The organism is Quadrisphaera setariae, from assembly GCF_008041935.1.
GTDB lineage: Bacteria > Actinomycetota > Actinomycetes > Actinomycetales > Quadrisphaeraceae > Quadrisphaera > Quadrisphaera setariae.
In genome coordinates, this window is record NZ_VKAC01000005.1 from 222,094 (window position 1) to 247,992 (window position 25,899).

At 76.3% G+C, this 25,899-nt stretch carries 19 protein-coding genes; 15 read left to right on the plus strand and 4 right to left on the minus strand.

Going from position 1 to position 25,899, the window contains the following annotated elements:
* Positions 1–54: 54 nt before the first annotated feature.
* A complete protein-coding gene (locus FMM08_RS09960; RefSeq protein ID WP_147926207.1) occupies positions 55–2,523 on the minus strand; it encodes a cell wall-binding repeat-containing protein in 2,469 nt (822 codons plus the stop codon).
* 289 nt (positions 2,524–2,812) lie between these two features.
* On the opposite strand from FMM08_RS09960, the gene FMM08_RS09965 reads away from it, so the two are divergent.
* The 3 genes from FMM08_RS09965 (at position 2,813) to FMM08_RS09975 (ending at position 7,622) form a co-directional block, all read left to right on the plus strand.
* Positions 2,813–4,075, plus strand: a complete 1,263-nt coding sequence (locus tag FMM08_RS09965; protein WP_147926208.1) for a glycosyltransferase — start codon at positions 2,813–2,815, stop codon at positions 4,073–4,075.
* Between the two features lie 243 nt (positions 4,076–4,318).
* On the plus strand, positions 4,319–5,989 hold the full coding sequence (locus FMM08_RS09970; protein WP_147926209.1) for a hypothetical protein: 1,671 nt from the start codon (positions 4,319–4,321) through the stop codon (positions 5,987–5,989).
* 172 nt (positions 5,990–6,161) lie between these two features.
* Positions 6,162–7,622 (plus strand): sugar transferase, encoded by a 1,461-nt coding sequence (locus FMM08_RS09975; RefSeq protein ID WP_147926210.1) that lies wholly within the window; start codon positions 6,162–6,164, stop codon positions 7,620–7,622.
* Between the two features lie 85 nt (positions 7,623–7,707).
* Here the strand turns inward: FMM08_RS09975 and FMM08_RS09980 are convergent, their stop codons facing one another.
* On the minus strand, positions 7,708–8,100 hold the full coding sequence (locus FMM08_RS09980; protein WP_147926211.1) for a phosphomannose isomerase type II C-terminal cupin domain: 393 nt from the start codon (positions 8,098–8,100) through the stop codon (positions 7,708–7,710).
* Positions 8,101–8,276: 176 nt separating this feature from the next.
* On the opposite strand from FMM08_RS09980, the gene eno reads away from it, so the two are divergent.
* The 3 genes from eno (at position 8,277) to FMM08_RS10000 (ending at position 10,869) form a co-directional block, all read left to right on the plus strand.
* On the plus strand, positions 8,277–9,554 hold the full coding sequence (gene eno, locus FMM08_RS09985; RefSeq protein ID WP_147926212.1) for a phosphopyruvate hydratase: 1,278 nt from the start codon (positions 8,277–8,279) through the stop codon (positions 9,552–9,554).
* 140 nt (positions 9,555–9,694) lie between these two features.
* The gene (locus tag FMM08_RS09990) at positions 9,695–10,330 is read left to right on the plus strand and encodes an FtsB family cell division protein (RefSeq protein WP_187279671.1); all 636 of its coding nucleotides are present in this window, start codon (positions 9,695–9,697) and stop codon (positions 10,328–10,330) included.
* The gene (locus FMM08_RS10000) at positions 10,327–10,869 is read left to right on the plus strand and encodes a DUF501 domain-containing protein (protein ID WP_147926213.1); all 543 of its coding nucleotides are present in this window, start codon (positions 10,327–10,329) and stop codon (positions 10,867–10,869) included. Before FMM08_RS09990 ends, FMM08_RS10000 begins: the two co-directional genes overlap by 4 nt.
* Positions 10,870–11,289: 420 nt before the next feature.
* On the opposite strand, the gene FMM08_RS10005 is transcribed toward FMM08_RS10000, so the two are convergent.
* Positions 11,290–12,936, minus strand: a complete 1,647-nt coding sequence (locus FMM08_RS10005) for a sensor histidine kinase (protein WP_147926214.1) — start codon at positions 12,934–12,936, stop codon at positions 11,290–11,292.
* A gap of 275 nt (positions 12,937–13,211) precedes the next feature.
* Here FMM08_RS10005 and FMM08_RS10010 point away from each other — a divergent pair, with 275 nt between their 5' ends.
* The 4 genes from FMM08_RS10010 to FMM08_RS10025 are packed head-to-tail and all read left to right on the plus strand — an operon-like array spanning position 13,212 to position 18,458.
* Complete coding sequence (locus FMM08_RS10010) at positions 13,212–13,586, plus strand: response regulator (protein WP_147926215.1); 375 nt, start codon at positions 13,212–13,214, stop codon at positions 13,584–13,586.
* The gene (locus tag FMM08_RS10015) at positions 13,583–14,800 is read left to right on the plus strand and encodes a HEAT repeat domain-containing protein (RefSeq protein WP_147926216.1); all 1,218 of its coding nucleotides are present in this window, start codon (positions 13,583–13,585) and stop codon (positions 14,798–14,800) included. The genes FMM08_RS10010 and FMM08_RS10015 overlap by 4 nt, the downstream gene beginning before the upstream one ends.
* A complete protein-coding gene (locus FMM08_RS10020; protein ID WP_222710618.1) occupies positions 14,797–16,389 on the plus strand; it encodes a glycosyltransferase family 2 protein in 1,593 nt (530 codons plus the stop codon). Before FMM08_RS10015 ends, FMM08_RS10020 begins: the two co-directional genes overlap by 4 nt.
* Positions 16,386–18,458 (plus strand): sensor histidine kinase, encoded by a 2,073-nt coding sequence (locus FMM08_RS10025; protein ID WP_147926217.1) that lies wholly within the window; start codon positions 16,386–16,388, stop codon positions 18,456–18,458. The genes FMM08_RS10020 and FMM08_RS10025 overlap by 4 nt, the downstream gene beginning before the upstream one ends.
* Positions 18,459–18,565: 107 nt before the next feature.
* Here the strand turns inward: FMM08_RS10025 and FMM08_RS10030 are convergent, their stop codons facing one another.
* A complete protein-coding gene (locus FMM08_RS10030; protein ID WP_147926218.1) occupies positions 18,566–20,140 on the minus strand; it encodes a phytoene desaturase family protein in 1,575 nt (524 codons plus the stop codon).
* Between the two features lie 36 nt (positions 20,141–20,176).
* On the opposite strand from FMM08_RS10030, the gene FMM08_RS10035 reads away from it, so the two are divergent.
* The 5 genes from FMM08_RS10035 (at position 20,177) to FMM08_RS10055 (ending at position 25,817) form a co-directional block, all read left to right on the plus strand.
* Positions 20,177–21,178: a Ppx/GppA phosphatase family protein gene (locus FMM08_RS10035; RefSeq protein WP_147926219.1), complete on the plus strand. Its 1,002-nt coding sequence runs from the start codon at positions 20,177–20,179 to the stop codon at positions 21,176–21,178.
* Positions 21,175–22,035, plus strand: a complete 861-nt coding sequence (locus tag FMM08_RS10040) for a CPBP family intramembrane glutamic endopeptidase (RefSeq protein ID WP_222710619.1) — start codon at positions 21,175–21,177, stop codon at positions 22,033–22,035. Before FMM08_RS10035 ends, FMM08_RS10040 begins: the two co-directional genes overlap by 4 nt.
* A gap of 177 nt (positions 22,036–22,212) precedes the next feature.
* Positions 22,213–22,545 (plus strand): PadR family transcriptional regulator, encoded by a 333-nt coding sequence (locus FMM08_RS10045; protein ID WP_147926220.1) that lies wholly within the window; start codon positions 22,213–22,215, stop codon positions 22,543–22,545.
* On the plus strand, positions 22,542–23,618 hold the full coding sequence (locus tag FMM08_RS10050; protein WP_147926221.1) for a hypothetical protein: 1,077 nt from the start codon (positions 22,542–22,544) through the stop codon (positions 23,616–23,618). The genes FMM08_RS10045 and FMM08_RS10050 overlap by 4 nt, the downstream gene beginning before the upstream one ends.
* A gap of 231 nt (positions 23,619–23,849) precedes the next feature.
* Positions 23,850–25,817 carry a hypothetical protein gene (locus FMM08_RS10055; protein WP_147926222.1) on the plus strand — a complete coding sequence of 656 codons (1,968 nt, stop codon included), beginning with the start codon at positions 23,850–23,852 and terminating at the stop codon, positions 25,815–25,817.
* The last annotated feature ends 82 nt before the right edge of the window (positions 25,818–25,899 follow it).

A 25,899-nucleotide genomic window follows, 5' to 3' on the forward strand; every position in this document is an offset into this window, starting at 1 on the left:
TCGGGGGGCGTCGCTCAGGCGGCCCAGCGCCTGGTCAGCGTCTGCTGAGCGGGCTCAGAAGAGCTTCTGGTACATCTCCGCGGACTTCGGCATCTTGCCCTGGTAGAGCATGAACTTTCCGCCGCCCATGTCGCAGTTGAACTGGACGTCGTAGAGGATCTGCCCCGGCCCGGAGCCCGCGTTCTTGGAGAAGAACTCGTACATGCCCTGGATGAAGCCGGGGGAGTCGGCGTTGTCGGAGATGCCCGACCACTCGTTGACCGACAGCGGCAGCCCGACGCTCTTCGCGAAGTCGGCGTGCGCCTGCAGGCCCTTGGGGGCGCCGTACCCGTCCTTGGCGCCCAGGGCGCCGTTGAAGTCCTGCAGCGAGTTCGCCGTGGGGTACTGGTTGTAGTAGTCGACGCCCATGACGTCCACGTACTGCTTGCCCGGGAACGACTCGGTCCAGTTGAAGCCCGAGTTCACCGACTCGCGGTTCACGGAGAAGACCAGCTTGGATTTGGGGAAGATCTCCTGCTGCAGCGCGCGGTAGCGCTTCCAGCTGGCCACGAAGGCGTCCTTGTTGCCCTTGTTGACGCTCCAGTCGTACCAGTTGCCGTTCATCTCGTGCGCGAAGCGGATGTAGACCGTGCCGGGCTTGCCGCCCCACAACGTCTTCATCTTGGTCAGCGACTGGCGCCAGCGGTTGTCGTAGGCGCCGGTGGAGGCGGCCTGCCAGCTCTCCCCGCCACCGATGGCGCCGACCGCGATGTCGATGTTGCCCTGCCAGGAGCCGAACTCCTGGCCCGGCTGCATGCCCCAGGCCTCCACCATGGCGGAGTTGTTGTCCGACCAGGTGCCCACGATGCCCAGCTCGCTGCCGCGCCACTTGGCGAAGCTGCCGTCGCTCACGCCGGTGCCGGAGGCGCCGGAGAACCACTTGCCGGCGCCGGCGCCGGTGATCGCGCTGCCGCCACCGCTCGCAGCGCCGCCGGCGGCGCTGGCGGACGGGGTCCCGGAGGGGCTCGTCGACGGGCTGGCGCTCTTCGACGGGCTGGTGGAGGAGCTGGGCGACGCGCTGGCGCTCGGTGACTGCGCGGCGGCCGGGCGCTTGGCCTTCACCTCGGAGGGCGCGACGCCGGAGGCGATCTGCGCGGCGTCGTCGGCGGCGTCGGCGGACACCGCCCGCTCACCGCCCACCACGAGCACGCCGTGCACGTCGGAGGCCGCGGCGTGGATGGCGTCGGCCACCGAGTCGGGCAGCGTGCTGGCCTCGGTGAGCAGCACCGGCCGGTGGTAGGTGCCGCCGACGAGCGCGTCGGCGTAGTCGGCGCCGCTGGCCAGCACCACGGGGCCGGAGCTGGTCTCGGCGCGCACGGCGGGCGCGTACTGGGCGTCCTGCTGGCCCGGGTCGGACGCCGAGGCCGAGGGAGACGAGGAGGACGACGCCGACGGCGACGCCGCGTCCGCGGGGGCCACCTGCGCGGTCTCGGCCAGGTCGCCGTCGTCGGCGAGCTCGGAGGCGTCGCCGGCCGCGGCGTCAGCGGCCTCGACCTTCCTGGCCTCGACCTTCGCGGCCGCGACCTCCTCGCCGGAGACGGCCAGCTGCATGAGCTTGGCGGAGGTCTCGTAGCGGTCCTTGCCGACGACCGTCTCCAGCTCCACGCCGGAGGGCAGGGCCGCGGACTGGGCGGCCTTCGCGGCGGGACCGCCGACGGCCGTGGCGGTGCTGCCGGCCTTCGTGCAGGCGGCCAGGGCGGCGCGCGTGGCGAACGGCATGGAGTCGCCCATCGTGTAGAGCAGCGGGCGGTGCGCGGTGACCACGCCGGAGGCCGCAGCGCCGTCGGCGAAGCTCTGGCCGGTCACGAGCAGCGCGTCGCACTGCCCGGTCGGGCTGGCCTCGGCCACCTGGGAGGCGATGACGGCGGCGGTGGCGTAGCGGTCCTTGCCGGCCAGGCGCACCGGCTCGCCGCCGGCGGCGGTGACGGCGTCGTCGGTGGCCGGGGCGAGGGCCTTGGGGCCGCCGAGCACGTACACCTGGCCGCCCTTGGCGAGGTGGGCGCGCAGGTCGTCGGCGACGCGCGGGTCCAGCCCGCCGCGGCCGCTGAGGAGCAGGGGGGCGCCGACGGCGTCGGCCAGGGCGGAGCCGGCGAGGGCGTCGGCGAAGTCGTCGGCGCTGGCCAGCACGGCGCTGGGGTAGCCGGAGGGGAACCTGTCGCCGGAGACGGCGATGGCGGTGGCCACGCGGTCGTCCCCGAGGACGCGCTTGACGCCGTTGTCCGAGGTGACCACGGCCACCTGCTCGGTCTCTCCCAGGGTGCCGACGGCGGGCAGGCCGCTGCCGGCGTCGGAGTTCACCGCGCCCGGGGCCGCGCCCGAGGCCCGGTCCACCGCGGGCAGGTCGCTGCCGCCGTGCGCGACCAGCGTGGCGGCCACGGCCGTGGCGACCGTCAGCGAGACCGCGGAGGCCCACGCCAGGCGGCGGCGCCGGCGCGGAGGTCGGGCGCGGTGGCCGGTCGCGCCGGCAGCTCGGTGGGTCGACATGCGGTCTCCAGGTGCTTCGGTGGCAGGAGCGGCCCAGGGCCGTTCCGGGCGCGCCGTCCGAGCTGCCCGGTCGTGCTTGACCTCGGCGGACCGGTGCCAGCACTTGCGCGACCTCGTCGTCGGTCACCCGGACGGTGGAGTCCGAACCAGTAGCGCTCTGCCATCGTGGAGGCACGGAGGGTGGCTGCGGGTGAAAACGGACCAACCCGCCTGAACTCGCAGAGACCGCGCGGCGCGTCGTGCGGCCTCCTGCTCCGTCCGTGGTGTAGGCGGGCGGGGGTGCGCGGGAGTGCGCCACCCTGGGGGGTGGGGCCGCTCGCTGGCCCTCCACGACCCCGTGCGGGACCCGAGCCCGGGTCGCGCACGAGCCCTGAACACCCTCGACCGAGGAGCGATCCTGCGCAGCACCGTCGTCGCCAAGTTCCTGCCGTGGCCGCCCAACAGCGGTGACAAGCGGCGCACCCTCGGCGTGTGCCGGGCCCTCCTCGAGCGCGGACCGGTGACCGTCGTCGCCTACAGCGGGGCCGACGAGGACGCCGCGGGCCTGCGCGCCCAGGGGTTCGACGTGGTCACCGCCCCGTGGCGCCGGCACCCGGTCGACCTGGCCCTGGGGCTGCTGCGCAGCGGCTCGCTGAGCTCGGCCCGCTTCTACGACCGCGCCCTGGAGGGCCTGGCCCTGCGGCTGCCTCCCCCCGACCTGCTGGTGGTGGAGCACGTCCAGCTGCTGCCGCTGGCGAAGCGCCTGCGCGGGGACGTGCGGGTGCTCGACATGCACAACGTCGAGTCGGTGCTCGCCCAGCGCGTGGCCGCCACGACGACCGGCCTGAAGAAGCTCGTGTGGGCGGTGGAGGCCCGGGCGCTGCGTCGCGTCGAGGCCGGGCGCCACGCGGACGTCGTCGCCGTCACCAGCGCGGTGGACGAGCAGGCGCTGGCGCGCGTCGCGCGCCACGAGCGCGTCGTCGTCGTCCCCAACGCCTGGGACGAGCCGGCGCCCCTGCCGCCGGCGGCGGATCCGGTGGTGAGCTTCGTGGCGCTCATGAGCTGGACGCCCAACGTCGAGGCCGCGGTGTGGTTCACCCGGGAGGTCTGGCCGCTGGTGCTGCAGCGGGTCCCGCAGGCGCGGCTGCAGCTGGTGGGGCGGAACCCGGCGCCGGCCGTGCAGGCGCTGGCGGGGGAGTCGGTGGTGGTCACGGGCACCGTCGACAGCCTGGAGCCCTGGTACGCGGCCACGAGGGTGGCCGTGGCCCCGCTCCTGGCGGGAGGCGGCTCTCGGCTGAAGATCCTCGAGGCGCTGGCCGCGGCCCGCCCGCTCGTCGCGACGACGGTGGGCGCCGAGGGCCTGGAGGACCTCGTCGGGCGCGGCGTGGTGGTGGCCGACGCCCCCGCCGACCTCGCCCGCGAGGTCGCCGACCTGCTCCAGGACCCGGAGCGGGCTGCGTCGCTCGGCACCGCCGGGGCGCACGCCGTGGGCACCGACCACAGCTGGCGGGCGGCCGTGGCGCCCCTCACGGCGGCCGTCGACGCGCTGGGCCGGGGCCGGAACCGGGAGTAGGGTCGGAGCCCGAGCCCCCCACCGCCCCTGCGTCCCCTGCGGACTCCCAGGGTCTCCACAGCCGGTGCGGAGGTCGCTCGAAGGGCGCAGTAGTGCGCTGACCTGCGCCCACGCTGGGAGGTGCGGGCACACGGGTGGCCCTGGCGGGCCCGTTCACCCTGGTGGATCAACCGCACCTGTGGGGCCGGGAACGCCTCAGGCACCTTTTCTTCCATGTCCGCGTCGTCGATGGGTAGGAGAAGCATGTCGGAGCTGGAGCCGAGGGCCGACGAGCCGGCGGGTCGTTCCGTGGTGTTCTCCGCCCTCGGGCGGTCGTGGAAGTGGATCCTCATCGCCACGATCGTCGTGGGCGTCGCCGCCTGGGAGCTGAGCCTGCTCACGCCCAAGCAGTACGAGGCCCAGTCCACCGTGGTGCTGCGGAGCACCCAGCCGTTCAGCGCGCTGGGCGACCAGCAGGGCGGCGGGGACCCGGAGCGCTTCCTCGCCAACCAGGTGGCGGTCGCCAGCTCGACGACGGTGCTGCAGCAGGCCGCCGAGGCCGACGGGGTCGACGCCACCGGTGCCCAGTTGTTCGACGAAGTGAAGATCACTCCGAGCACCGCCAGCGACGCGTTCACGGTGACCGCCGTGGGTAGCACCGGTGACCAGGCCGCCGCCCGCGCCAACGCCGTTGTTGCGGCCTACAGCGCCCAGGTGCAGGCCCAGGTGACCGCTGCGGCGCAGCTGGCCATCAAGAACAACACCGACGCCACCACCGCTGCAGCGCAGGCTGCGGCCGCGGGGGCGCCGGCGGGTGACGCCGACGCCGCCCAGGCCGCCCGCGACGCCAACCGTGAGGGTGCCCAGCAGGCGGGTCTGATCGCCACGCGAGCGGCGTCGTACGGCAACAACGTCGCCTCGGTCGACTCCGCCGTCGCCCCGACCTCGCCGACCGAGCCCAAGCCGGCCCGCAACGGGTTCATCGGCGCCGTCCTCGCCGCGCTCATCGCCAGCGCGATCGCCATCTGGCGGCGCGGCCGCTCCCGGGAGGACGTCGAGGGCCTCGTGCGCGGCTCCGGCGTGCCGCTGCTGGGCGTCGTGCCCGTCACCGGCCGCCGCGACCAGCCCGTCGCCGAGGCGCTCGCGCCGCTGGTCTCCCTGCGCTACCTCTCCTCCGGTCGCGCGAAGGGCCCGGTCCTCGTCACCGGTCTGCAGACCGGTGACGCGACCGCCGAGGTCTCCCTCGCGCTCGCGGCGGCCGCCGCCCGCGACGGCCGCTCGGTGCTGGTCCTCGCCCCCGCGGACGACGAGGCGGGGCTGGTGCACGCCAGCGGCCTCCCCGTGGCACCGGCCCCGCTGACGGCCCGCGCCGCCGGTGGGACCACCCCGCCCGGAGCGTTCGCCCCGGTCCCGGCCCTGTCGCACCTCTCGGGACGCGCCTCGCTGGGCGTCCTCGACTCGACCCTGCTCCACGGCGACGCGCTCGGCGACGTCCTGGCGGACCTCAGCGGCCAGCACGACCTCGTGGTGGTGGCCGCCGGCCCGCTGGCCCGCAGCCCGCGCGCCTTCGCGGTGCTCGGCGCGGCGGCCACGTCCGTGGCCGTGGTCCGCTCGGACCGGCCCGCCGCGCAGCTGTCCGCCTCGTGGGACGAGCTGCAGGACCGGCTCTCCGTGGCCGGGCGCACGCTCGACGGCGTCGTGGTGACGCAGAAGGGCCGCAAGGCCCGCGCGGCTCGCGGCGGTGGCAGCACGGCGGTGGGTCCCGCCGCCGGCCAGGGGGCCGCTCCGGCCGCGGTGCGCCCCGCGCCCGTCGCGCCGGCCGCCAAGACCACCGGTCCGCTGAACGGGGCGCAGGGCGCCCCCAGGCAGCAGGCCCCGCAGCAGAAGGTCGACGGAGGCCCGAAGGCAGCGCCGGCCGAGCCGCGGAAGTCCTGAAGCACGACCGGGGGGTGGAGCGGGCGCAGCGCGCCCGTTCCACCCTTTCGGGCCCGTTTGATCCCCGATCGGCTGGACGCGGGCAGGTGCGGGCATCCAGACTCTGCGGTGGCCACATCGGGTCGGCGAGGGAGCCTGGCGCGGAGCACACGATCGACCAGGGGGGCGAGGAGTGACGATCAGCGGACGCAGGCACCCGGCAGAGGGGCTTGCGGGCACGGGGGACGCGGACGTCTTCAGCAGCGCGAGCGCGCAGCTGCGGTCGCGGGCCCATCACCTGCCGGAGCGCCGGCGCGGATGGCAGGGCGTCTTCCTGTCGATGTCGGCGATCCTCCTGGTCGCCGACGTGGCGGCGTGGGCGGTGTCGCTCATGCTCAGCTACGCCGGGGACACCCTCGAGGCGACCATGGTCGTCATGGTGGCGCTGTCGCTCGCCGCGCAGCGCCTCTACCAGTCCCACCTCACGGCGTCGGTCCTGGACCAGCTGCCCGGCATCCTCGTGGCCTGCTCCAGCGGGTTCGTGCTGACGCTCGTCGTGGTGAAGCTGCGCTGGTTCGACGTCTCCACCCTCAGCGTCTTCCTGCGGGCGCTGACCTTCGCGCTGTGCATCATCGCGTTCCGCGCCGTGGCGCTGGCGCTGGTGCGCTACGCGCGCCGCAAGCGGATCATCGCCCACCGGACGCTGGTGCTCGGCGCCGGCACCGTGGGCGCCGCCCTGCTGGACCGGCTGCACAACCACCCCGAGGCCGGGCTGCTGCCCGTCGCGGTGCTGGACCCGTTCCCGATCCACACCGACAAGACCATGGGCGTGACCTGGCTGGGCAGCGTCGACGACCTCGCCGCTGTCATCGAGGAGCAGCGCATCAACGTGGTCGTGGTCGCGTTCTCCAGCGTCCGCGAGGCCGACCTCGTGGAGGTGCTGCGCACCTGCGACCGCCTCGAGTGCGAGTTCTTCTTCGTGCCGCGCCTGTTCGAGCTGCAGCACGTCAACGGCGACATGGAGCAGGTCCACGGCATGCCGCTGGTGCGGGTGCGCCGTGCGGCGTTCCGCACGCCGGCCTGGAAGGTCAAGCGGCTCTTCGACATCGCCTTCTCCGGGGCGCTGCTCGTGCTGGCGGCGCCCGTCATGGCGGCCATCGCGGCGGCGGTGCGCCTCGAGGGCGGCCCGGGCGTGCTGTTCAAGCAGGTCCGGGTGGGCCTGGACGGGCGCCCCTTCACGATGCTCAAGTTCCGCTCGATGAAGCCGGTGAACGACGCCGAGCAGCAGACGCAGTGGAACATCAGCAACGACAAGCGCGTCGGTCCGGTCGGCAAGGTGCTCCGGGTGACCTCGCTGGACGAGCTGCCGCAGATCTGGAACGTGCTGCGCGGCGACATGAGCATCGTCGGCCCGCGCCCGGAGCGCCCGCACTTCGTCGACGAGTTCTCCTCGCACATCCCGCGCTACACCGGCCGCCACCGCGTACCGGCGGGTCTGACGGGCCTCGCGGCGGTGCACGGGCTGCGCGGCGACACGTCGATCTCCGAGCGGATCATGCTCGACAACCACTACATCGAGAACTGGTCCCTGTGGCTGGACGCGAAGATCCTGCTGCGCACGGTCGGTGCGCTCTTCCGCCACCCGGGCTCCTGAGGCCGCTGCCCCGCCTGCGGCGACGCACAGCGCCCCGCCACCCTCCGGAGGGTGGCGGGGCGCTGTGCGTGCGTCTGAGGGGCTCTCAGGCCTCGGGACGGGCGTAGTCGTCGTGGAGGCGCTCGATGTCGGCCTCGTCGAAGTCGCCGAAGGCGATCTCGAGGATGCGTCCGGTGCGGGTGCCGGAGTTGCCCAGGCGGTGCAGGCTGCCCTTGGGGGTGTAGACGATCTCCCCGACCTGGGCGGTCCAGGACTTCTCGCCGACCTGGACGTCCAGGGGGACGTCGAGGACCTGCCACATCTCGTCGCGCTCGCCGTGCTTCTGCAGGGAGAGGCGGTGGCCGGGCTCGACGGTGATGACCTTGACGGTGCAGACCTGGTTGAGCACGAACTGCTGGAACTGGCCCCAGGGGCGCTCGGCGACGAAGACGGCGCTGCGGCGCTCCGCCTCGAGGGACTCGGCGGTGGGCGTGCTCATGTGGCCTCCTGGTGGGCGGTCGGGGACGAGCCTGCACAGAAGTGTGCAGGGTCGGGCGGACCCGATGAACCCCGTGCAGCGGATCCGCCCCGATCGGGGGGCGCCCGTTCCGGCTAGGGTCGGGACGACCGGTGCGCTGAGCGCAGCACGTCCCACCCCTTTCAGGAGGCACGCCCGTGGCCAGCATCGAGGCCGTCGGCGCCCGCGAGATCCTCGACTCGCGAGGCAACCCCACCGTCGAGGTCGAGGTCGCCCTCGACGACGGCACCATCGGCCGTGCGGCGGTGCCCTCAGGCGCCTCCACCGGCGCGTTCGAGGCCGTCGAGAAGCGCGACGGCGGCAGCCGCTACGGCGGCAAGGGCGTCGAGGGCGCGGTCTCCGCCGTCCTCGACACCATCGGCCCGGAGGTCGTCGGGTTCGAGGCGTCCGAGCAGCGCCTGCTCGACCAGGCGATGATCGACCTGGACGGCACCGACAACAAGGGCGCACTCGGCGCGAACGCCATCCTCGGCGTCTCGCTGGCCGTGGCGCGCGCGGCCGCCGAGTCGGCCTCGCTGCCGCTGTTCCGCTACGTCGGCGGCCCCAACGCCCACACCCTGCCCGTGCCGATGATGAACATCATCAACGGCGGCGCCCACGCCACCACGGGCGTGGACGTGCAGGAGTTCATGATCGCCCCGATCGGTGCCCCGACGTTCCGCGAGGCGCTGCGCCAGGGCGCGGAGGTCTACGCCTCCCTGAAGTCCGTGCTGAAGAAGCAGGGCCTGCCCACCGGCCTGGGTGACGAGGGCGGCTTCGCCCCCGACCTCCCGGGCACCGCGGCCGCGCTCGACCTCATCGCGCAGGCCGTCGAGGCGACCGGTCTCACGCTGGGCACCGACGTGGCGCTCGCGCTGGACGTCGCGGCCACCGAGTTCCACGAGGGCGGCACGTACACCTTCGAGAAGCAGGGCCGCACCAGCGAGCAGATGATCGAGTTCTACGCGAAGCTCGTGGAGGACTACCCGCTCGTCAGCATCGAGGACCCGCTGGACGAGTCCGACTGGGAGGGGTGGACCGCCATCACCTCCGCGCTGGGCTCCCGCGTGCAGCTGGTCGGCGACGACCTCTTCGTCACCAACCCGGCCCGCCTGCAGCGCGGCATCGAGAGCGGCGCCGCCAACGCGCTGCTGGTGAAGGTCAACCAGATCGGCACCCTCACCGAGACCCTCGACGCGGTCGCCCTGGCCCACCGCAACGGGTACCGCTGCATGATGAGCCACCGCTCCGGCGAGACCGAGGACACCACCATCGCCGACCTGGCCGTCGCCACCGACTGCGGCCAGATCAAGACCGGTGCCCCGGCCCGTTCCGAGCGCGTGGCCAAGTACAACCAGCTCCTCCGCATCGAGGAGGAGCTGGACGACGCCGCCCGCTACGCCGGGCGCGCGGCCTTCCCGCGCTTCAGCGCCTGAGGCAGCACCGCACCGAGGCCCCCGGGCGCGCACCGCGCACCCGGGGGCCTCGGCCGTGCCAGCCCCCGTGCGGCGGGTCGTGCCCCGCGGAGGGCACGACCTGCCGCGGGCACGCCCGCACGGCTGAGAGACTGGGGCGCGTGGCCCCCGCGAGACCCTCGTCCCGGAGCGCGGCCGCCGGTGCCCGCCCCGGGGTCCGGCTGCGCCGTCGCCCCGGTCGTGCCCCCGGCGAGCCGGTGAGCAGCCGCCCCGCACCCGCGGCCCGACCGCGCACCACCGACCCGGACGCCGGCGGTCGCGGCAGGCGCCTCACGGCCCGCGGCGCCGCGCTCCTCGCGGTGGGGCTGGTGGCCGCGGCGTCGCTGCTGGGCCCGGTCCGCGCCTACGTCGAGCAGCGCTCCGAGCTGAGCGCCCTCCAGGACGACATCACCGCCCGCGAGCAGCGGGTCGCCCAGCTGCAGGCCGAGTCGGCCCGCTGGGACGACCCGGCCTACGCCGCCGCGCAGGCGCGCGCCCGGTTCGGCTACGTGGTCCCGGGGGAGACGGGGTACACCGTGCTCGGCGCGCCCGCCTCCGCGACGCCGGGCCCCGGCGCCGCCTCGCCGACCGCCACGGCCACGCCCGCCCCCAGCTCGCTGCTCGACCGGGTGCGCTCCGGCCTGGGGCTGGGCGGGGGCGCCGCGACGCCCACGCCGACGGTGACGCCGGCGGACATCTCCTCGCCCACCGCCGCCGCGCCGGCTGCCGTGCCCTCGGCCACTCCGGTGGCGCCGTGAGCGAGCCGGAGCCCCCCGCGCAGGCGGACGACGGCGACCTCGGGCCGGCCCTGTCCCCGGAGGACCGCGAGGCGGTGCGCCGCCAGCTGGGCAGGCCCCCGCGCGGCGCCGCCAGCACGGCGCACCGCTGCCCGTGCGGCCGCCCGGACGTCGTGGCCACCGCCCCGCGCCTGGAGGACGGCACCCCCTTCCCCACCACCTTCTACCTGACGTGCCCGCGGGTGTCGTCGCTGGTGGGCACCCTGGAGGCCTCCGGCCTCATGAAGGAGATGGCGGCGCGCCTCGAGGACGACGACGAGCTCGCGGCCTCCTACCGCGCGGCCCACGAGGACTACCTCGCCCGGCGCGCCCAGCTGGAGGCACGGCTGGGGGAGGTCCCGGAGATCGCGGGCGTCTCGGCCGGGGGGATGCCCACCCGGGTGAAGTGCCTGCACGCGCTGCTGGGGCACGCCCTCGCGGCCGGTCCGGGCACCAACCCCCTCGGCGACGAGGTGCGCGAGGCGCTGGGCGAGTGGTGGGCCGAGGGACCCTGCGCCTGAGGGCGCCGCGCGCACGCGCGTGACCACCACCCCGGTGCCAGAGGCTCGCCGTGGCGGGGGGCTCCTCGGAACCCTGGGGAGAGGGGCCCTCTCCTGCCGTGGTGCTCACTCGGAGGCCGCCCGCCGCCATCGACCCAGCGCAGCCGGATGACGCCAGGCGGTGACCACGAGGCCTCGTCGGCGAGGCCCGCAGACGTCCTGCGCGCCTCGACCGCCACTCACCCCGCTCGCTCGGGTGCGCTCTCGGCCCCGTGGATGCAGGTGACGCCCCATCGGCAGCTCTGATGGGGCGTCACCCGCATCCACGGGGCGTCAACTGCACGGAAGGGGCGTCGTCGTGGCGCTGCCAGCGCTTCGGTGAGGCGGCGGGCAGGCGCACGTGGCCCTGAGGTCCTCGATCCTCGTCAGAGGAGGGACTGCTCACTGCCGGGGGAGGCGCACCCTCACGGTGAGGCCCCCGCCGGGCGTCTCGTCCAGCGCGATCCGCCCGCCGTGGCGGGTCACGATGCGCTGCGCCGTCGCCAGGCCCAGCCCGTGCCCCGCCACCGCTGCGCCGGTGGCGGGTGCGGTGCCGGTGCGGTGGGCGCCGCGCTCGAAGGCGCGGAACACCGCGGCGCGCTGGTCGGTCGGGACGCCGGGACCCTGGTCGGCCACCTGGAGCTCCCAGGCGCCGGGCAGCTCCTCGACGGCGCAGGTGACCACCGCAGGCTCCCCGGGCCGGGTGAACTTCAGCGCGTTGCCCACGAGGTTGGTCAGCAGCTGGTGCAGCTGCACCGGGTCACCGACGAGCACCGGCGACGTGGTCGGCAGCGCCACGACGGCTCCCTCGGGGACGGTCAGGTCGGCCAGCACCGCCTCCAGCAGGGGGCGCAGCGGCACCTCACGCTGGGGTGCTCCGCTGGGCGCCCCGGCGGTGGCGTAGGCGAGCAGCCCCTGCAGGAGCGAGGCCATGCGACCCGCGCTGCGCCGGGCCGTGGTGGCCCACCCGACGGCGCGCGCGTCTGCGCGGTCGGCGGCGTCGTCCTCGAGGACCTCCAGGTAGCCGTCCACCACGGTCAGCGGCGAGCGCAGGTCGTGGGCGGCGATGCCCGCGAAGGCCTCCAGCTCGGCGTTGGACCGCTCGAGCTCCGCGCGGACGGCCCGCTCGGCGCTGACGTCGGTGAGGGAGGCGACCACCCCGGAACGCTCCCCGGAGCCGGTGGTGAGGGCCCGCGTCCGGCACACGCAGGTCACGGCGGCGCCGTCGGCGCTGGTGAAGACCAGCTCGGTCTCGGCCTCGCCGCCTGCGGCGAGCGTGCCCAGCAGGGGCCCGCGCACGGCGGACAGCACGGTGCCGGGCGGGTCGGCGCACAGCGCGGTGGTGGCGGCGCGGGCCGCGCCCGGCGCGTCCAGGTCCTCGGGCAGGCCCGCCCAGGTCCGCACGAGGGGGCTCAGCACGCTGACGCGGCCCGCGGCGTCCAGCGCGACCACGCCGACGTCGGCGGTGTCGAGGACGGCCTCGAGCAGGTCGTGGCGGTCAGCGAGGCCGGCCTGCGCCAGCGCGACGCGCTGGTCCGCGGCGGCGACGGCGGCGGCGAGCCCGCTCAGGGCCCGGGACTGCCGATCGGCCGTCACCGAGCTGGCGGCGAGGAGGGCGAGGTCGGCCAGGGCCTCCTCGCGCTCCCGGCTGGGGGGGTGCGGCACCTCGTCGCGCGCCACGATCACGGCCAGCAGGCCGCCGCCGGGACGGGTGACGGGCACCGCGGCGAGCGCGCGGGTGCGCGCGATGCGCCCGTCCACCCACGGGCTGCCGGCCGTCTCGGGTGCCGCGGCCGCGTCGGGCAGGTGCACGGCGGTGCCGCGCTCGGCGGCGAGGGCGCCGAGGGAGGTGGGCAGGAGCTGCTCGGCCAGCTCCAGCGACGCCCACGGCCAGCCGGTGGCGGCGCGCACGCGGCGCAGGAGGGCGGTCCGGGCGTCGGTCTCGCGCGGCGCCGTCGACGTGCCCGGTGCGACCGGTGCGATGGCCGCGGCAGCTGTGGTGAGCGGCGCTGCGACGGCGGCCTGCTGCTCGACCGGGCTGCTGGGCACGGGAACCTCCTGCACGGGCCGCGGGTGCGGCGGTGTCCACCTGGCCTCGGCGCACGCCCTGTGGACCTTGAGCCGGACGGGTCACCGGGTGTCTGCCCGAGTGTCTCCCTCGAGCGCCTCCGCGCGGCAGCGGCGCGCCGGGACGTGCCGTCACCCGTTCGGCTCAAGCCCGCGGCGCTCGCTGCCGATGCCGCACCTGACGCCGCAGCGCCCAGCGCTGACCGAGCCGCACGCTCCGACCGACCAGCAGGCACCGCCCCACACCTGGAGGCACCATGACCACCGTCCTCGTCGCCGACGACGACCTCGACATCCGCGAGCTCGTCGCCTTCAAGCTCACGCAGGCCGGTTACGAGGTGCGCTCCGCTCCCGACGGCGCCGCGGCGCTCGACGCGGCCCGCGCCGGCGGGGTGGACATCGTGGTGCTCGACCTCATGATGCCGGGGCTGTCCGGCCTCGACGTGTGCGCCGAGCTGCGCCGCAGCGAGCAGACCGCCGAGCTGCCGGTCATCATGCTCACCGCCCGGGCGCAGGACCAGGACGTCGCCAGCGGCTTCGCCGCCGGTGCCGACGACTACGTGGTCAAGCCCTTCAGCCCCCGCGAGCTCGTCAGCCGCGTCCAGGCCGTGCTGGGGCGGACCCGGCCGTGACCTTCCTCGCCGTCGTCGTCGCCGGCCTCGTGGCCGTCTCGGCCGCGGTGCTGGCGCTGGCCCTGGCGATCGCCGCCGCCCGCGGTCTGAGGGCGCGCCGCGAGGCGCGCCGCCGGGCCGTCGCCGAGCCGCTGCGCCCCCTCATCCTGGAGGTGGCCGTGGGGGAGGGGGAGGAGTCCGCCGCTGCTGCCGACGACCTCTCCGCGCTGGACCCCGCGGCCTGGCGGACCGTGGAGCCGGCCGTGCTGGCCGTGCTGGGCAAGGTGCGCGGCGACGGGCAGCGGCTCCTCGTGGAGCTGCTGGCCGTCCGCGGGGTCGTCACGCGCGAGCGGGAGCGCCTGCGCTCGGCCAGCGCCGTGCGCCGCGCCGCCGCGGCCGAGCTGCTGGGCGCGGCCGCGTACGCGCCCGCCGTGACCGAGCTGGCCGACCTCCTGCACGACCGCGACGCCGAGGTGCGCCTCGTCGCGGCGCGCGCCCTCGGCCGCGCCGGCGCCCCCGGCGCCGTGGGCGTGCTCGACGACGACGCCACAGCCCGCGCCGCCCGGGCGCTGCTCGGGGCGCTCGCCGGCGAGCGCCCCGCCGCGCCCCCGGACGTGGTGGCCCGCTCGCTGCTGCTGCTCGGCGCCCCGGCCGCTGAGGCGCTGCGCGCCGCGCTCGCCGACCCGGCGGCGCGCGTCCGCCTGACCGCCGCCGAGGTGCTCGGCCGGCTCGGTGCGAGCGCGGCCAGCCGCGACCTGGAGGACCTCGTGCTGCGTGACCCCTCGGACGAGGTGCGCGCCCGCGCCGCGACGGCGCTCGGCCGCATCGGCGCGCCCTCGGCGGTGTCCGCCCTGCGCGCCGCGACGAGCCCGTCGAGCGCCGCCGCCGTGCGGCGCGCCGCCGTGGTGGCCCTCGGCGAGGTCGGCGACCCCGCGGCGCTGCGCTGCCTGTGGACCCTGCTCGGGGACGACGACGACCACCTCGCCGACGCCGCCGCGGCGGCCCTGCTCGCCCTGGGCGCCCCCGGTGTGCGGGTGCTCGCCCAGGTGGCCTCCCAGGCGGACGGCGGGTCGGCGCTGGCGGTGGACCGCGCCCACGGCGTGGTCGCCTGCGCCGTGCTGGCGGAGGTGCTGCCCGCCGCAGGCCTCGCCGAGGTCCAGGCCGTCGAGGCCGCGACCGCTGCCCGTGACGCCGCCGCCCGTGACGACTCCGCGCTCGTGGGGGCCGGCGCGTGAGCGGGCTGCTGGCGGACGCGCTCGGCGCCGTCGCCGACAGCGCCGGCGCCTGGGGCCTGCAGGCCCAGGCCGACCTGGCCAGCGGCACCGTGCGCGGCACGGTCGCGGTGCTCGTGCAGGTGCTGGCCGTGCCGGTGCTCCTGTACGTGCTGGCCATCAACTCCAGCTACCTCGTGCTCATCGGCCTGGCCGGCGTGGACATGGTCCGCTACCTGCGCCGCGGCTTCTTCCGCGGTGTGGAGGACGCCAGCGCCTCCCCGCTGACGCAGTCGGTGTCCGTGGTGATGCCCGCCTTCGACGAGGAGGCCTCCGTGGTGGGCTCGGTGAGCGCCATGCTCGCTCTGCGCCACCCGCGCCACGAGGTCGTCGTCGTCGACGACGGCTCCACCGACGCCACGTTCGCGCTGCTGCGCGAGGCCTTCGACCTGGTCGAGGTGCCCCGTCGTCTCCCCACCGACGTCCCCGTGCGCGGTGCGGTGCGCAGCGTGCACGTGCCCCGCGGCGGTCGCTCGCCGCTCGTGGTGGTCCGCAAGGACAACGGCGGCCGCGCCGACGCCGTGAACGCCGGGATCAACGCCGCTCGCCACGACCTGGTCTGCATCACCGACGCGGACTCCGTCCTGGACCCCGACGCGCTGCTCACCGTCTCCCGGCCGTTCGCCGACGACCCCGAGCGCGTGGTGGCCACCGGTGGTGCCGTGCGCGCCGTCAACGGCTCGACGCTCGTCGGTGGGCGTGTGGCCGACGTCCGGATGCCCCGCGGCTGGGTCGCCCGCTTCCAGGTGGTGGAGTACCTGCGCGCGTTCTGCGTGGGGCGCGCGGGCTGGTCACGCCTGCAGTCGCTGGTGCTCATCTCCGGCGCGTTCGGCATGTACCGCCGCGACGTGCTGGTGGAGGTGGGCGGCCTCGACCCGACGTGCATCGGGGAGGACTTCGAGCTGACGCTGCGGCTGCACCGCCACATGCGCGAGAGCGGCCGCGACCACCGCGTGGTGTTCGTGCCCGAGCCGGCCAGCTGGACCGAGGTGCCCGCGACCAGCGCCGTGCTGGCCCGCCAGCGCCGCCGCTGGCAGCGGGGCCTGGCCGAGACGCTGTGGCGCCACCGCGCGATGGTCGGCAACCCCCGCTACGGCCGCATCGGCCTCCTGGCGCTGCCGTACTACGTGCTCTTCGAGCTGGTCGCCCCGGTCATCGAGCTGGTGGGTGTGGTGCTCACCCCGCTCGCGGTGGCCTTCGGGGTGGTGCCGTGGAAGGCGGCGCTGCTGCTCATGGTCCTCTGCTACGGCTACGCCGTGGTGGTCACGGTGGCGGCGCTGCTGGTGGAGGAGCTCTCCTTCCACCGCTCCCAGCGCTGGCGCGACCTGGCGCGCGGCCTGGCCGCCGCCGTGCTGGAGAACGTCGGGCACCGCCAGCTCACCGCCCTGTGGCGCGTGCAGGGGCTGTGGTCGCTGCTGCGCGGCCAGCAGCAGGTGTGGGGTGCCATGGACCGCCAGGGCCTGGCCGCCGGCGCCTCCGCCGACGGCGGCGACGTGGTGCACCTGCCTGAGACCCGCGCCTCCCGGCGAGAGCTCGCGGAGGCCGGCCGGTGAAGGGGGCCCAGCCGCTCGCCGTCGGCCTGCGCGGCTGGCTGGCGCTGCTCGTGGTGCTGCTCGTGGTGCTCGGAGGGGCTGGCGCAGCCTCCCTGCTGCTCAGCGACGCCCGCCACACCGCCACCGCCCGCCTGGACGCCCTGTCCCGCACGAGCAGCGCCCTCGTGGTGGCCGCCTCCGACGCCGGCGCGGCCCGGGGCCCGCAGGCGCAGGCCGTGGAGGTCTCCGCCCTCGCGCGGAAGGTGCGGGCCCTGGCCAGCACAAACGCGGAGCGCCGCGCGGTGGAGCGCGAGGTCTCCGCCGCGCAGGCCCGGGTCCAGCGCGGCCCGTCAGCGGCTGCACCGGCGCCGGGAGACCCTGACGACCTGCTCGCCGCGCACCAGGCGCTGGCCGAGGGGGTCTCCACCGAGCTGGCGCGGCTGCGCGAGCAGCAGGCGCGCGCCCGGGACACCTCCCTCGTCGTCGTCGGGCTGCTCCTCGCGGGCGCCCTGACCCTCACGCTGCTCCTCGCCGTGCAGGTCCGCCGGAACCTGGTGGAGCCGCTCGTCGACGTGTCCTCCGTGCTGGGCGCGCTCACCTCCGGCGACCACGCGCGCCGCGCCGACACCGCTCGCGGTCCCGCCGAGGTGCGCGCCGTGGCGGGCTGGGTCAACGCCTTGGCCGACGAGGGCGCCCGCACCCGGGCCGCCGCGGAGCGGTCGGCGGAGCTGCGGCGCCTGGCCAGCGAGGTCGGACGGCTGGCGCGCGACCCGATCGACCCGCAGGCCTCCCTCGACGAGGCCCTGCGCGTGCTCGGCGAGGGCCTGGCGGTGGACCGGGCCTGGGTGCGTCTGGTCGACACCGCCCAGGGCGCCCCGTGGGGGCTCCGCAGCGACGGCCTCGACGGCCTCGACCGCGCCGACAGCACCGACCGCACCGCCACCGGCAGCGCCATGGCCCCCCTGCAGGGCAGCTGGAGCCGGGACGGTGCACCCGCGGTGGTCGAGGAGGTGGGGGAGGCCGCCGCGTCGCTGCCCGACTGGCTCCAGCGGGCGTGGGACGCGGACGGGCACTTCGCCGTCGCCGACCTGTCCGCACTCGTGGCCAGCGGCGCCGCCGAGCCGGCCACGGTCGACTTCGCCGCCCGCACCGGAGCCGCCGCGGTGCTGCTCGTGCCGGTCGGTGCCGGTGAGGCCGCTGTCGGCGTGCTCACCGTCTTCACCCACGAGGGCCCCCGCGCGTGGACCGACGAGGAGGTGGCCCTGCTGCGCTCGGTGGCCTCCGACCTCGGTCGCGCCGTGGTGGTCACGCGCCTGTTGGCCGGCTCCGAGGCGCTGGTGGAGCAGCTGCGCGAGCTGGACGTGCGCAAGTCGACGTTCCTCGCCACCGTCTCCCACGAGCTGCGCACGCCGCTGACGAGCATCGCCGGCTACGTCGAGATGCTGCGCGAGGGCGGCGCGGGGGAGCTCGACCCCGGCGTGGACCGCATGCTCGCCGTGGTCGAGCGGAACACCGTCCGCCTGCGGGTGCTCATCGAGGACCTCCTCGCCCTGTCCCACATCGAGGACGGAGCGCCGCGCGGCGTGCACGAGCCCGTGGCCGTGGGGGAGCTGGTCCGGGAGGTGGTCGACCGGCACCGCGCCGCTGCAGCGGCCGCCGGCGTGCGGGTGGAGGTGGACGTCGACCTCGACGCCGAGCTCCTCGGCGCGCTGCGCGTCGCCGGGGACCCGGCCTCCCTGGGCCGAGCCCTGGCCGGGCTGGTCTCCAACGCCGTGAAGTTCACGCCGTCCGGCGGGTCCGTGCTGGTGCGCGCGCTGCGAGAGGGCCCGCACTGCCTGGTGGAGGTGGTCGACACCGGCATCGGCATCCCGCTGGGGGAGCAGGGCGGGCTCTTCACCCGCTTCTTCCGCGCCAGCAACGCCACAGCCCTCGCCGTGCCCGGGGCTGGGCTGGGTCTGACCATCGCGCGCTCGCTCGTGGAGCACCACGGCGGTCAGCTGTCCATCGCCTCCACCCCCGGCTCGGGGACGACGGCGAGGGTGCTGCTGCCCAGCGCCGCCCCCGCCGAGGCGGTCCCCACCCCGTCCTGACCCCCTCGCCGTGATCATGGACGCTGCCGGCAGAACTCCCCGTGATCATGGACTTCGCCGACGGCGGCTCCCATGATCACGGCCGGTGGTGCCGGCAGCGTCCATGATCATGGCCGGGTGGGGGGCTGTTGGGGAGCGGAGGCGCGGGCGGCGCGGACCAGGTCGAGCGGGTCGCGGCGGTCTCCGAAGCGCTGCCGCAGCACCCGCCGCGCGGTGTGGACGCCGTTCATGCCGTGCACGGCCGGCCCGGGCGGCGTCGCCGCGCCGCACAGGTAGGTGCCGTCCAGGCCCGGGACCCGGTACGGGTCCCACCGCGGCAGCGGGCGCATCACGAGCTGCCACGGCGTGACGGCCCCGGCCGCCACGTCGCCGCCGGGGATGCTCGGGTTCTCCGCGCCCAGCTCGGCGGCCGTCGTCGTCGTGCTCGCCAGCACGAGGTCGCGGAAGCCCGGCGCGAAGCGCTCGACCTGCGCGGTGACGTCGGCCTCGAGGTCGCGCCGGGAGCCGCGCGGGGCGTGGGCGTAGGTCCACAGCGTGTGCCTCCCCGCCGGGGCGCGGGTCGGGTCGACCACGCCCGGCTGCACCACGATGCAGAAAGGCCGGCGCGGGTGGCGGCCGGCGCGCACCTCCCGCTCCGCAGCGCGGACCTCCGCGCGCGTGCCCCCGAGGTGCAGCGTGCCCGCCTCCGCCAGGCCGGGCGCGGCCCAGGGCACCGGGCCCGACAGCGCGTAGTCGACCTTGCAGACCGCCCCGCCGTAGCGGTAGCGCCGCAGCTGCGCGGCGACGCTCGCCGGCAGCCGGTCGCCGGCGACGTCGAGGAGCCCGCTCGGCGTGAGGTCCAGCAGCAGCGCCCGCGCCCGGGGCAGCTCCGCGAGGTCGTGCACCCGGTGACCGAGCACCACGGACCCGCCGAGGCGCTCCAGCTCGGCGACCAACGCGTCGGCCAGCGCCTGGCTGCCACCGCGCGCCACGGGCCAGCCACCGGCGTGCGCCATCGCGGCCAGGTAGAGGCCGGCACCTGCCGACGACAGGTCGCGCGGGTCGCCGATGTTGTGCGCCGAGGCGCCCGTCAGCAGCGCCGGCGCCTCCTCGGTGCGGAACCTGAGGTCCCACGCGGGGGTGCCCTGCTCCAGGGCCCGCAGGCCCAGCCGCACCGCCGTCGCGGCGGTGGCCGCGACCCCGGCGGGCGTCCGGGGGACCCCGGGGAAGGTCCGCAGGTCGGACTGGGTGAGCGAGACGACCTCCCGCGTGCGCTCGACCAGCGGCCCCAGCAGCGAGCGCCAGGCGGCGCCGTCGCGGCCCAGGCCCTCGGCGGTGCGCTCCAGGCTCCTGTGGGCCAGGGCGGCGCGGCCGCCGTCCAGGGGGTGGCCGAAGGGGGTGTCGGGCTGCAGCCACTCCACGCCGGAGGCGCCGAGGTCGAAGGCGTCGAAGAACGGGCTGACGGCGCCGGCGGGGTGGGCGATGGAGCAGTGGTCGTGCCGGAAGCCCGGCAGCGTGTTCTCCACCGTGCGCGTGCCGCCGCCGGCCTGCTCCGCCTGCTCGCGCACCTGCACCCGCAGCCCCGCGCTCGCCAGCACCACCGCCGCTGAGAGGCCGTTCGGTCCGGCTCCGACGACGACGACGTCGACGTCCTCGCCGTCGTGGGTCCTGCTGCCGCTGGGCCGGACCGGTGGGGTGCTCACCTGCTCGAGGCTAGGCAGGTCCGGGAGGATGGGCGCGTGGAAGACACCCGGGTCCGCGTGGCCGCGATCGACTGCGGCACCAACTCCCTGCGCCTGCTCGCGGCTGACGTCGTGGTGGACGCCGACGGCGCGCCGCGGTCGCTGGCGGACGTCGTGCGCACCATGGAGGTGGTGCGGCTCGGGCAGGGCGTCGACTCCACGGGTGAGTTCGCGGCTGAGGCGCTGGAGCGCACGCTCGCCGAGACCGCGAGGGTGAGGGACCTCCTCGTCGAGCACGGCGTCCCGCTGGACGCCGACCACGTGCGGTTCGTGGCGACCTCCGCCAGCCGCGACGCCCGCAACGCCCACCTGCTGGTCGACGGCGTGCGGGAGCTGCTGGGGGTGGCGCCGGAGGTCATCACCGGGGCCGAGGAGGCGTCGCTGAGCTTCCTCGGCGCCACCGGCGAGCTGACCGGCGCCGGCGTGCACGGTCCGCACCTGGTCTGCGACCTGGGCGGCGGCTCCACCGAGCTGGTGCTGGGGGAGCAGGACGTGCAGGCCGCCCGGTCGGTGGACGTCGGCTGCGTGCGCCTGCACGAGCGGCACGCGCTGTCCGACCCGCCGACGCCCACCCAGGTGGAGGCCCTGGTGGCGGACGTGCGCTCCGCGCTGGGCGTCGCCGCGGCCGCCGTTCCGCTGGAGGAGGCCCGCACGCTCGTGGGCGTGGCCGGGACGGTCACCACGGTCACCGCGCACGCGCTGGGCCTGCCCACCTACGACTCCGCACGGATCCACGGGTCCGTGCTCCCCGTGGCCGACGTCGTCGCCGCCTGCGACGAGCTGGTGGCCATGCCCCGCGAGCAGAGGGCGGCCCTGCCGTACATGCACCCCGGCCGGGTGGACGTCATCGGCGCGGGCGCGCTCGTGTGGCGCGAGGTGGTGCACCGGGTGGCCGCCTGCGCCGGCATCACCGAGGTCCGCACCAGCGAGCACGACATCCTCGACGGCACCGCCCTCGCACTGGCCCGCCGCGCCGCGCGCACCAGGACCTCCCCGTGAGCGCCGCGGCGGCCCCCGCGGGCTCGACGGCCGCGGCCGCTCCCGACCCGGTGCGGCCGGGCGGTGCGCTGCGGCTGCTGCCGTCGGCGCTGCTCGTGGTCTCGGGCGTGCTGCTGTTCGCCCTGGAGGCGCGCCCGGAGGGCTGGGCGGTGCTCGTGGCCGGCGTCGTCGTGGCCGGGCTGGTCGGGCGGCGCGAGCGCTCGTCCTACGGGCGCGACCACCTGCTGGCGGCCACCGGCCTGTGCGTCATGAGCCTCGTGCCGGTCACCACCGACATCTCGTGGGCGCACATGACCACGATGGGCGCGGCGATGGTCGCGGCGGTCGGGGTGCCGTACGCGCTCTCGCGGTGGGCCTTCCGCGACCACGCCATCACCTTCCCCGTGGCCACCGGTCGCCGGTGGAACCGCTTCGAGTGGTGGTGGCTGGCCGCCGTCGTCGTGCTGGGGTGGACCGCCCTGCCGTTCTACCTGATCACCAGCGGCGTCTACGAGAACTGGCCCGCCGCCCGCACGGCCGACGAGCTGGGGCGGTTGTTCCTCGGGACCAACGCGCTCGGCATCTGGGACGAGCTGTTCTTCATCTGCACCGTCTTCACGCTGCTGCGCCGCCACCACCGAGCGTGGGTGGCCAACCTGCTGCAGGCCGTGCTGTTCACCGCGTTCCTCTACGAGCTGGGGTTCCGCGAGTGGGGGCCGCTGCTGGTCTTCCCGTTCGCGCTCATCCAGGGGCTGACGTTCGCGGTGACGCGCTCGCTGAGCTACGTGGTGGCCGTGCACCTGACCTTCGACGCGATCCTCTTCATGGTGCTGGTGCACGCGCACACCCGGGAGTGGTTCCCGCTGTTCCTGTACTGACGCCGGGGGCGCCGAGGGCGTGACGCCGGGCGGGCAGGACCTCTCCGCTGACCGGCTCCCGGGGTCTCGGAGCGACGTCTGCACGTCGGGCGTCACGGCGCCCGCGCGGCTCACCGGTCCCGATCGCCGGTGTGGCGCACTGGAGGGTACTGCGCTTCGCGCACTAGTGTGCGGTGCGTGGACACCACGCAGCTCCTCAAGGGGGTGCTCGACGCGGCCGTGCTGGCCGTGGTCGAGGACGACGACGGCTACGGCTACGACGTCGTGCGGCGCCTGCGCGGCGCCGGTCTGGAGGACGTCGGTGACGCCTCCGTCTACGGCACCCTGCGGCGCCTCTACGCCGCCGGCGCGCTGAGCAGCTACGTGGTGCCCTCCGAGGAGGGGCCGCACCGCAAGTACTACGGCATCAACCCCCGCGGACGGGAGCTGCTGGAGGCCCAGCGCAAGAGCTGGCGCGCGTTCAGCGAGACCGTCGACCACCTGCTCGCGCCCGAGGGAGACCCCCGATGAGCACCACGCTGCCCCTGCCCGCGCCCGGTCTCGACCCCGCCGCTGAGGCCCGCGGGTACTCCGCCGCGGTGCGCGCGGAGCTCGCCGACCTGCCCGTCGAGGTGGTCGAGGAGCTCACCGGCGGCCTCGAGGCCGACCTGGCCGAGCTGGCAGCGGAGACCTCCACGCCGCTGCTCGACAGGCTCGGCAGTCCCCGCTCCTACGCCGACGAGCTGCGTGCCGCCGCGGGGCTCGCAGGTCGGACCGGCGAGGCACCGGCAGCGCGGGGGAGCCTGTGGGGTGCGCCCCTGGCCGAGGCCCGTCGCGACGCCCGGCGCCTCAAGGACCACCTGAGTGCGCGCCCGTGGTGGCCCGGCGCCCTCGAGCGCGCGGTGCAGCTGCGCCCCGCCTGGTGGGTGCTGCGCGGAGCCCTCGGCGGGTGGCTCTGCGCCGCCGTCCTCGGCGGTCGCGGGCTGCTGGGGCTGCTCGTGGTCCTCGCCGCTGTTGCGGCCAGCGTGGAGGTGGGCCGCCGCCCCTGGGGCGAGCACTGGCAGCGCGTCGCTCTGGCCAGCGCGAACGCCTTGGCGATCATCGTCCTGCCGTTCGCCCTCGTCGCCGTGGCGTCGGGTCCCACCACCGAGTACGTGTACCCCACGGCCGACTCGGGCCAGGTGTTCGACGGCACTGGCGAGATGTCGCAGGGCGTGTGGTCCGACGGGCAGGTGGTCACCAACATCTACCCCTACGACGCGCAGGGTCGGCCGCTCACCGGGGTGCAGCTGCTCGACGACTACGGCCGCCCGCTCGTCACGTCGACGGGTGACGAGTCCGACTGGTCCGGTGCCGAGGCGTCACCGCTGGTCCCGTCCGTCGCGGTGGACGGCGCCCTGCGCTGGAACGCCTACCCGCTGCGCGCCCAGTCGGGGGTGGCGGGTGCGGTGCCCACCACGCCGCCGCTGCCGGAGCCGACGCTGCCGCCGCTGCTGGGCATCGGCACCGGCGCTGGCGCCCCCAGCGCTGCGCCGACGCCCACCGCCCCGGCGGTCGCTCCTGTCGCCACCGAGCCGGCCGTCGAGGGCGCGCTCGGCCCGTAGCGGTGCAGCCCGAGCGCGCGTGGGGACGCCCGGTCCCGGTGGGGCCGCTGCATCCCGGTCATGGGTGCCGTGGACGGCACTGAGCGTCCCCACCGGGACTCCGCGTCCCCAGATGTGGGGGCGCCCGCGCCCGTTTCGCGGCGGTTTGGCCCCGTCCGGGGCCGGGTACGGTCGTAGTCGGACCGCAGCGGCAGCGATGCCGCTGGGAGCACTCGCGTCGGGGGGCGGAGGTTGACGGCGACCAGGGCCGTGCGCACGCTGGTGACCACCGCGCTGCTGGCTTGCGCGTTCGCGGTCCTCTGGGTGGTCCTCGTGACGCCCAGCGCCTCCGCGGCCGACCGCGACGACACGTCCGGCTCGTCCTTGCTGGCCGGTGTCACCGGTGCCGCGGACGGAGCTGTCGACGGCGTCACGAAGACCCTTGCGAACGTCGCCCCCACCTCGCACGACGCCGAGGCGCCCGCGCAGCTGCCAGTGCCTGACGCCCCGGCGACCAGGAGGCACGAGGACGACGACGAGCAGGCCCAGCCGGCTGACGCCGCCCCTGCGTCGTCGCCGCACCAGGCCGCTGACGAGCCCGCGGCGCAGTCGGCCGGCTCCACGGACGACGAGACCGCCGCGAAGGACCGGGTCACCTCGCAGCCGGCGCGCGACGACGGCCCGGAGGCCGCCGACCAGGCGGAGGCTCAGCCCGTCGACCAGGCCGCTGAGCAGGCTGACGACCGCGCCGATGACCAGGCCGCCGCGACGCCCGCCCACCAGGACGGCGACCGGGGAGCCGACGAGAGCGCCCAGCGCCCCCACGAGCCCCAGGACGTGCTGAGCGGCGCCCTCGCGACCGTCGAGGAGGCGGTGCCGGCGGCGGAGCCCGTCTCGAGCGCTGTCCAGCCCGTCGCCTCCGCCCTGGCGCCCGCCACCGCCGCCGCCGCTCCCGTGGTCGACCCGGTGGCCCGCGCCGTGGAGCCCGTCGTGGAGCCCGCGGTCACGGAGGTCGTGCAGCCGGTCGCAGCGCCCGTCTCCCACGTCGCCGAGCCGCTGGCCCGAGCCGTCGAACCGGCGGTGGAGGCCGCGGCCGACCCCGTCGTCGCCCCTGGTGCAGCCGCCCTCGAGCCCGTCGTGGCCGACGTCGCAGCGCCCGTCGTCGCGCCTGTGGCCGATGCCGCTGCGCCGCTCGTGGAGCAGGCGGTCGTCCCCGTCGTCGAGGCCGCGTCCAGGGCGACCGCACCCGTGGTCCAGGACGTCGCAGCGCCCGTCGTCGTGCCCGTCGCCGCTGTGGCCGGCGACGTGTCCGACGCCGTGGTGGTGCCCGTCGTCCAGTCCGTCGCGGACGCTGCTGCCCCCGTCGTCAGCGGCGCGGCCGTCCCGGTGGTGGAGCCGGTCACCCGGCCGCTGGGGTCCCTCGGCGGCCTGGTGGCCGAGACCGCGGTCGTCCCGGTGGTGGAGGCGGTCGCAGACCCCGTCGTGAGGGGTGTCGCCGCCCCCGCCGTCGACGGCGTCGCCGGGGGAGTGGTCGAGCCGGTCGTCGCGGGCGCCGTCGGTCCTGTCGCGGCGTCCGTCGTCGCCCCTGCCGTCGCCGCTGTCCCCGTCGCCGTCCCGGTGGTCCCCGCCGTCCTGACGCCGCTTCCTGCGGCCCTCACCGCCACCGCCGCTGGAGTCCTGCCGACGGGCGTTCCGCGCGTCGTGGACGTGCCGTCAGCGAGCGGCCCCAGCGCCGCCGCCCGTGCCGCGACCACGCCGGCCCCGACGACCCAGACCACGACGACGACCGCGCCCACCCAGACCGCAGCGGATGCGGTCGGCCCTCTCGGGCCCCCGGCGCCCCTGACGTCCGCCGGTGCGCCGGAGCTGGTGCTCGCGCCCCCGGCGCCCAGCGCTGCCGCCGCAGACGTCCTGCAGACCCTCCTCGCGGCCGGTGCGCGCGCCACGGCCACCGACACCGCCATCGCGACCGGCGCTGCGGGCGGTGCCCCGGCCCCGGCCGGTGGGGCGCCCGGCTCCCCTGCGGGCCCGCACGCGGTGGTGCTCTCCGGCGTCGGCGCCACGAGCTCCGCCTCGGGCGCGAGCGGTGGCCACGACGGCCCCAGCGCCGTCCTCCCAGCCTTCCTCGTCCTCGCCGCGGCCGGATGCGCCGGTCGCGCCCTGGCCCGCTCCACGCGGCCCCCGCAGCGCGCGTCGCTGCCCCTCGTCCGACCCGCCTGACACCTCTCCCTCCCGACGGCTGCGGCCGCCCGGCACTGCCCGTGCGCCCGCTGCGGACCTCGCCGTTCCGCACCCCGGTCGA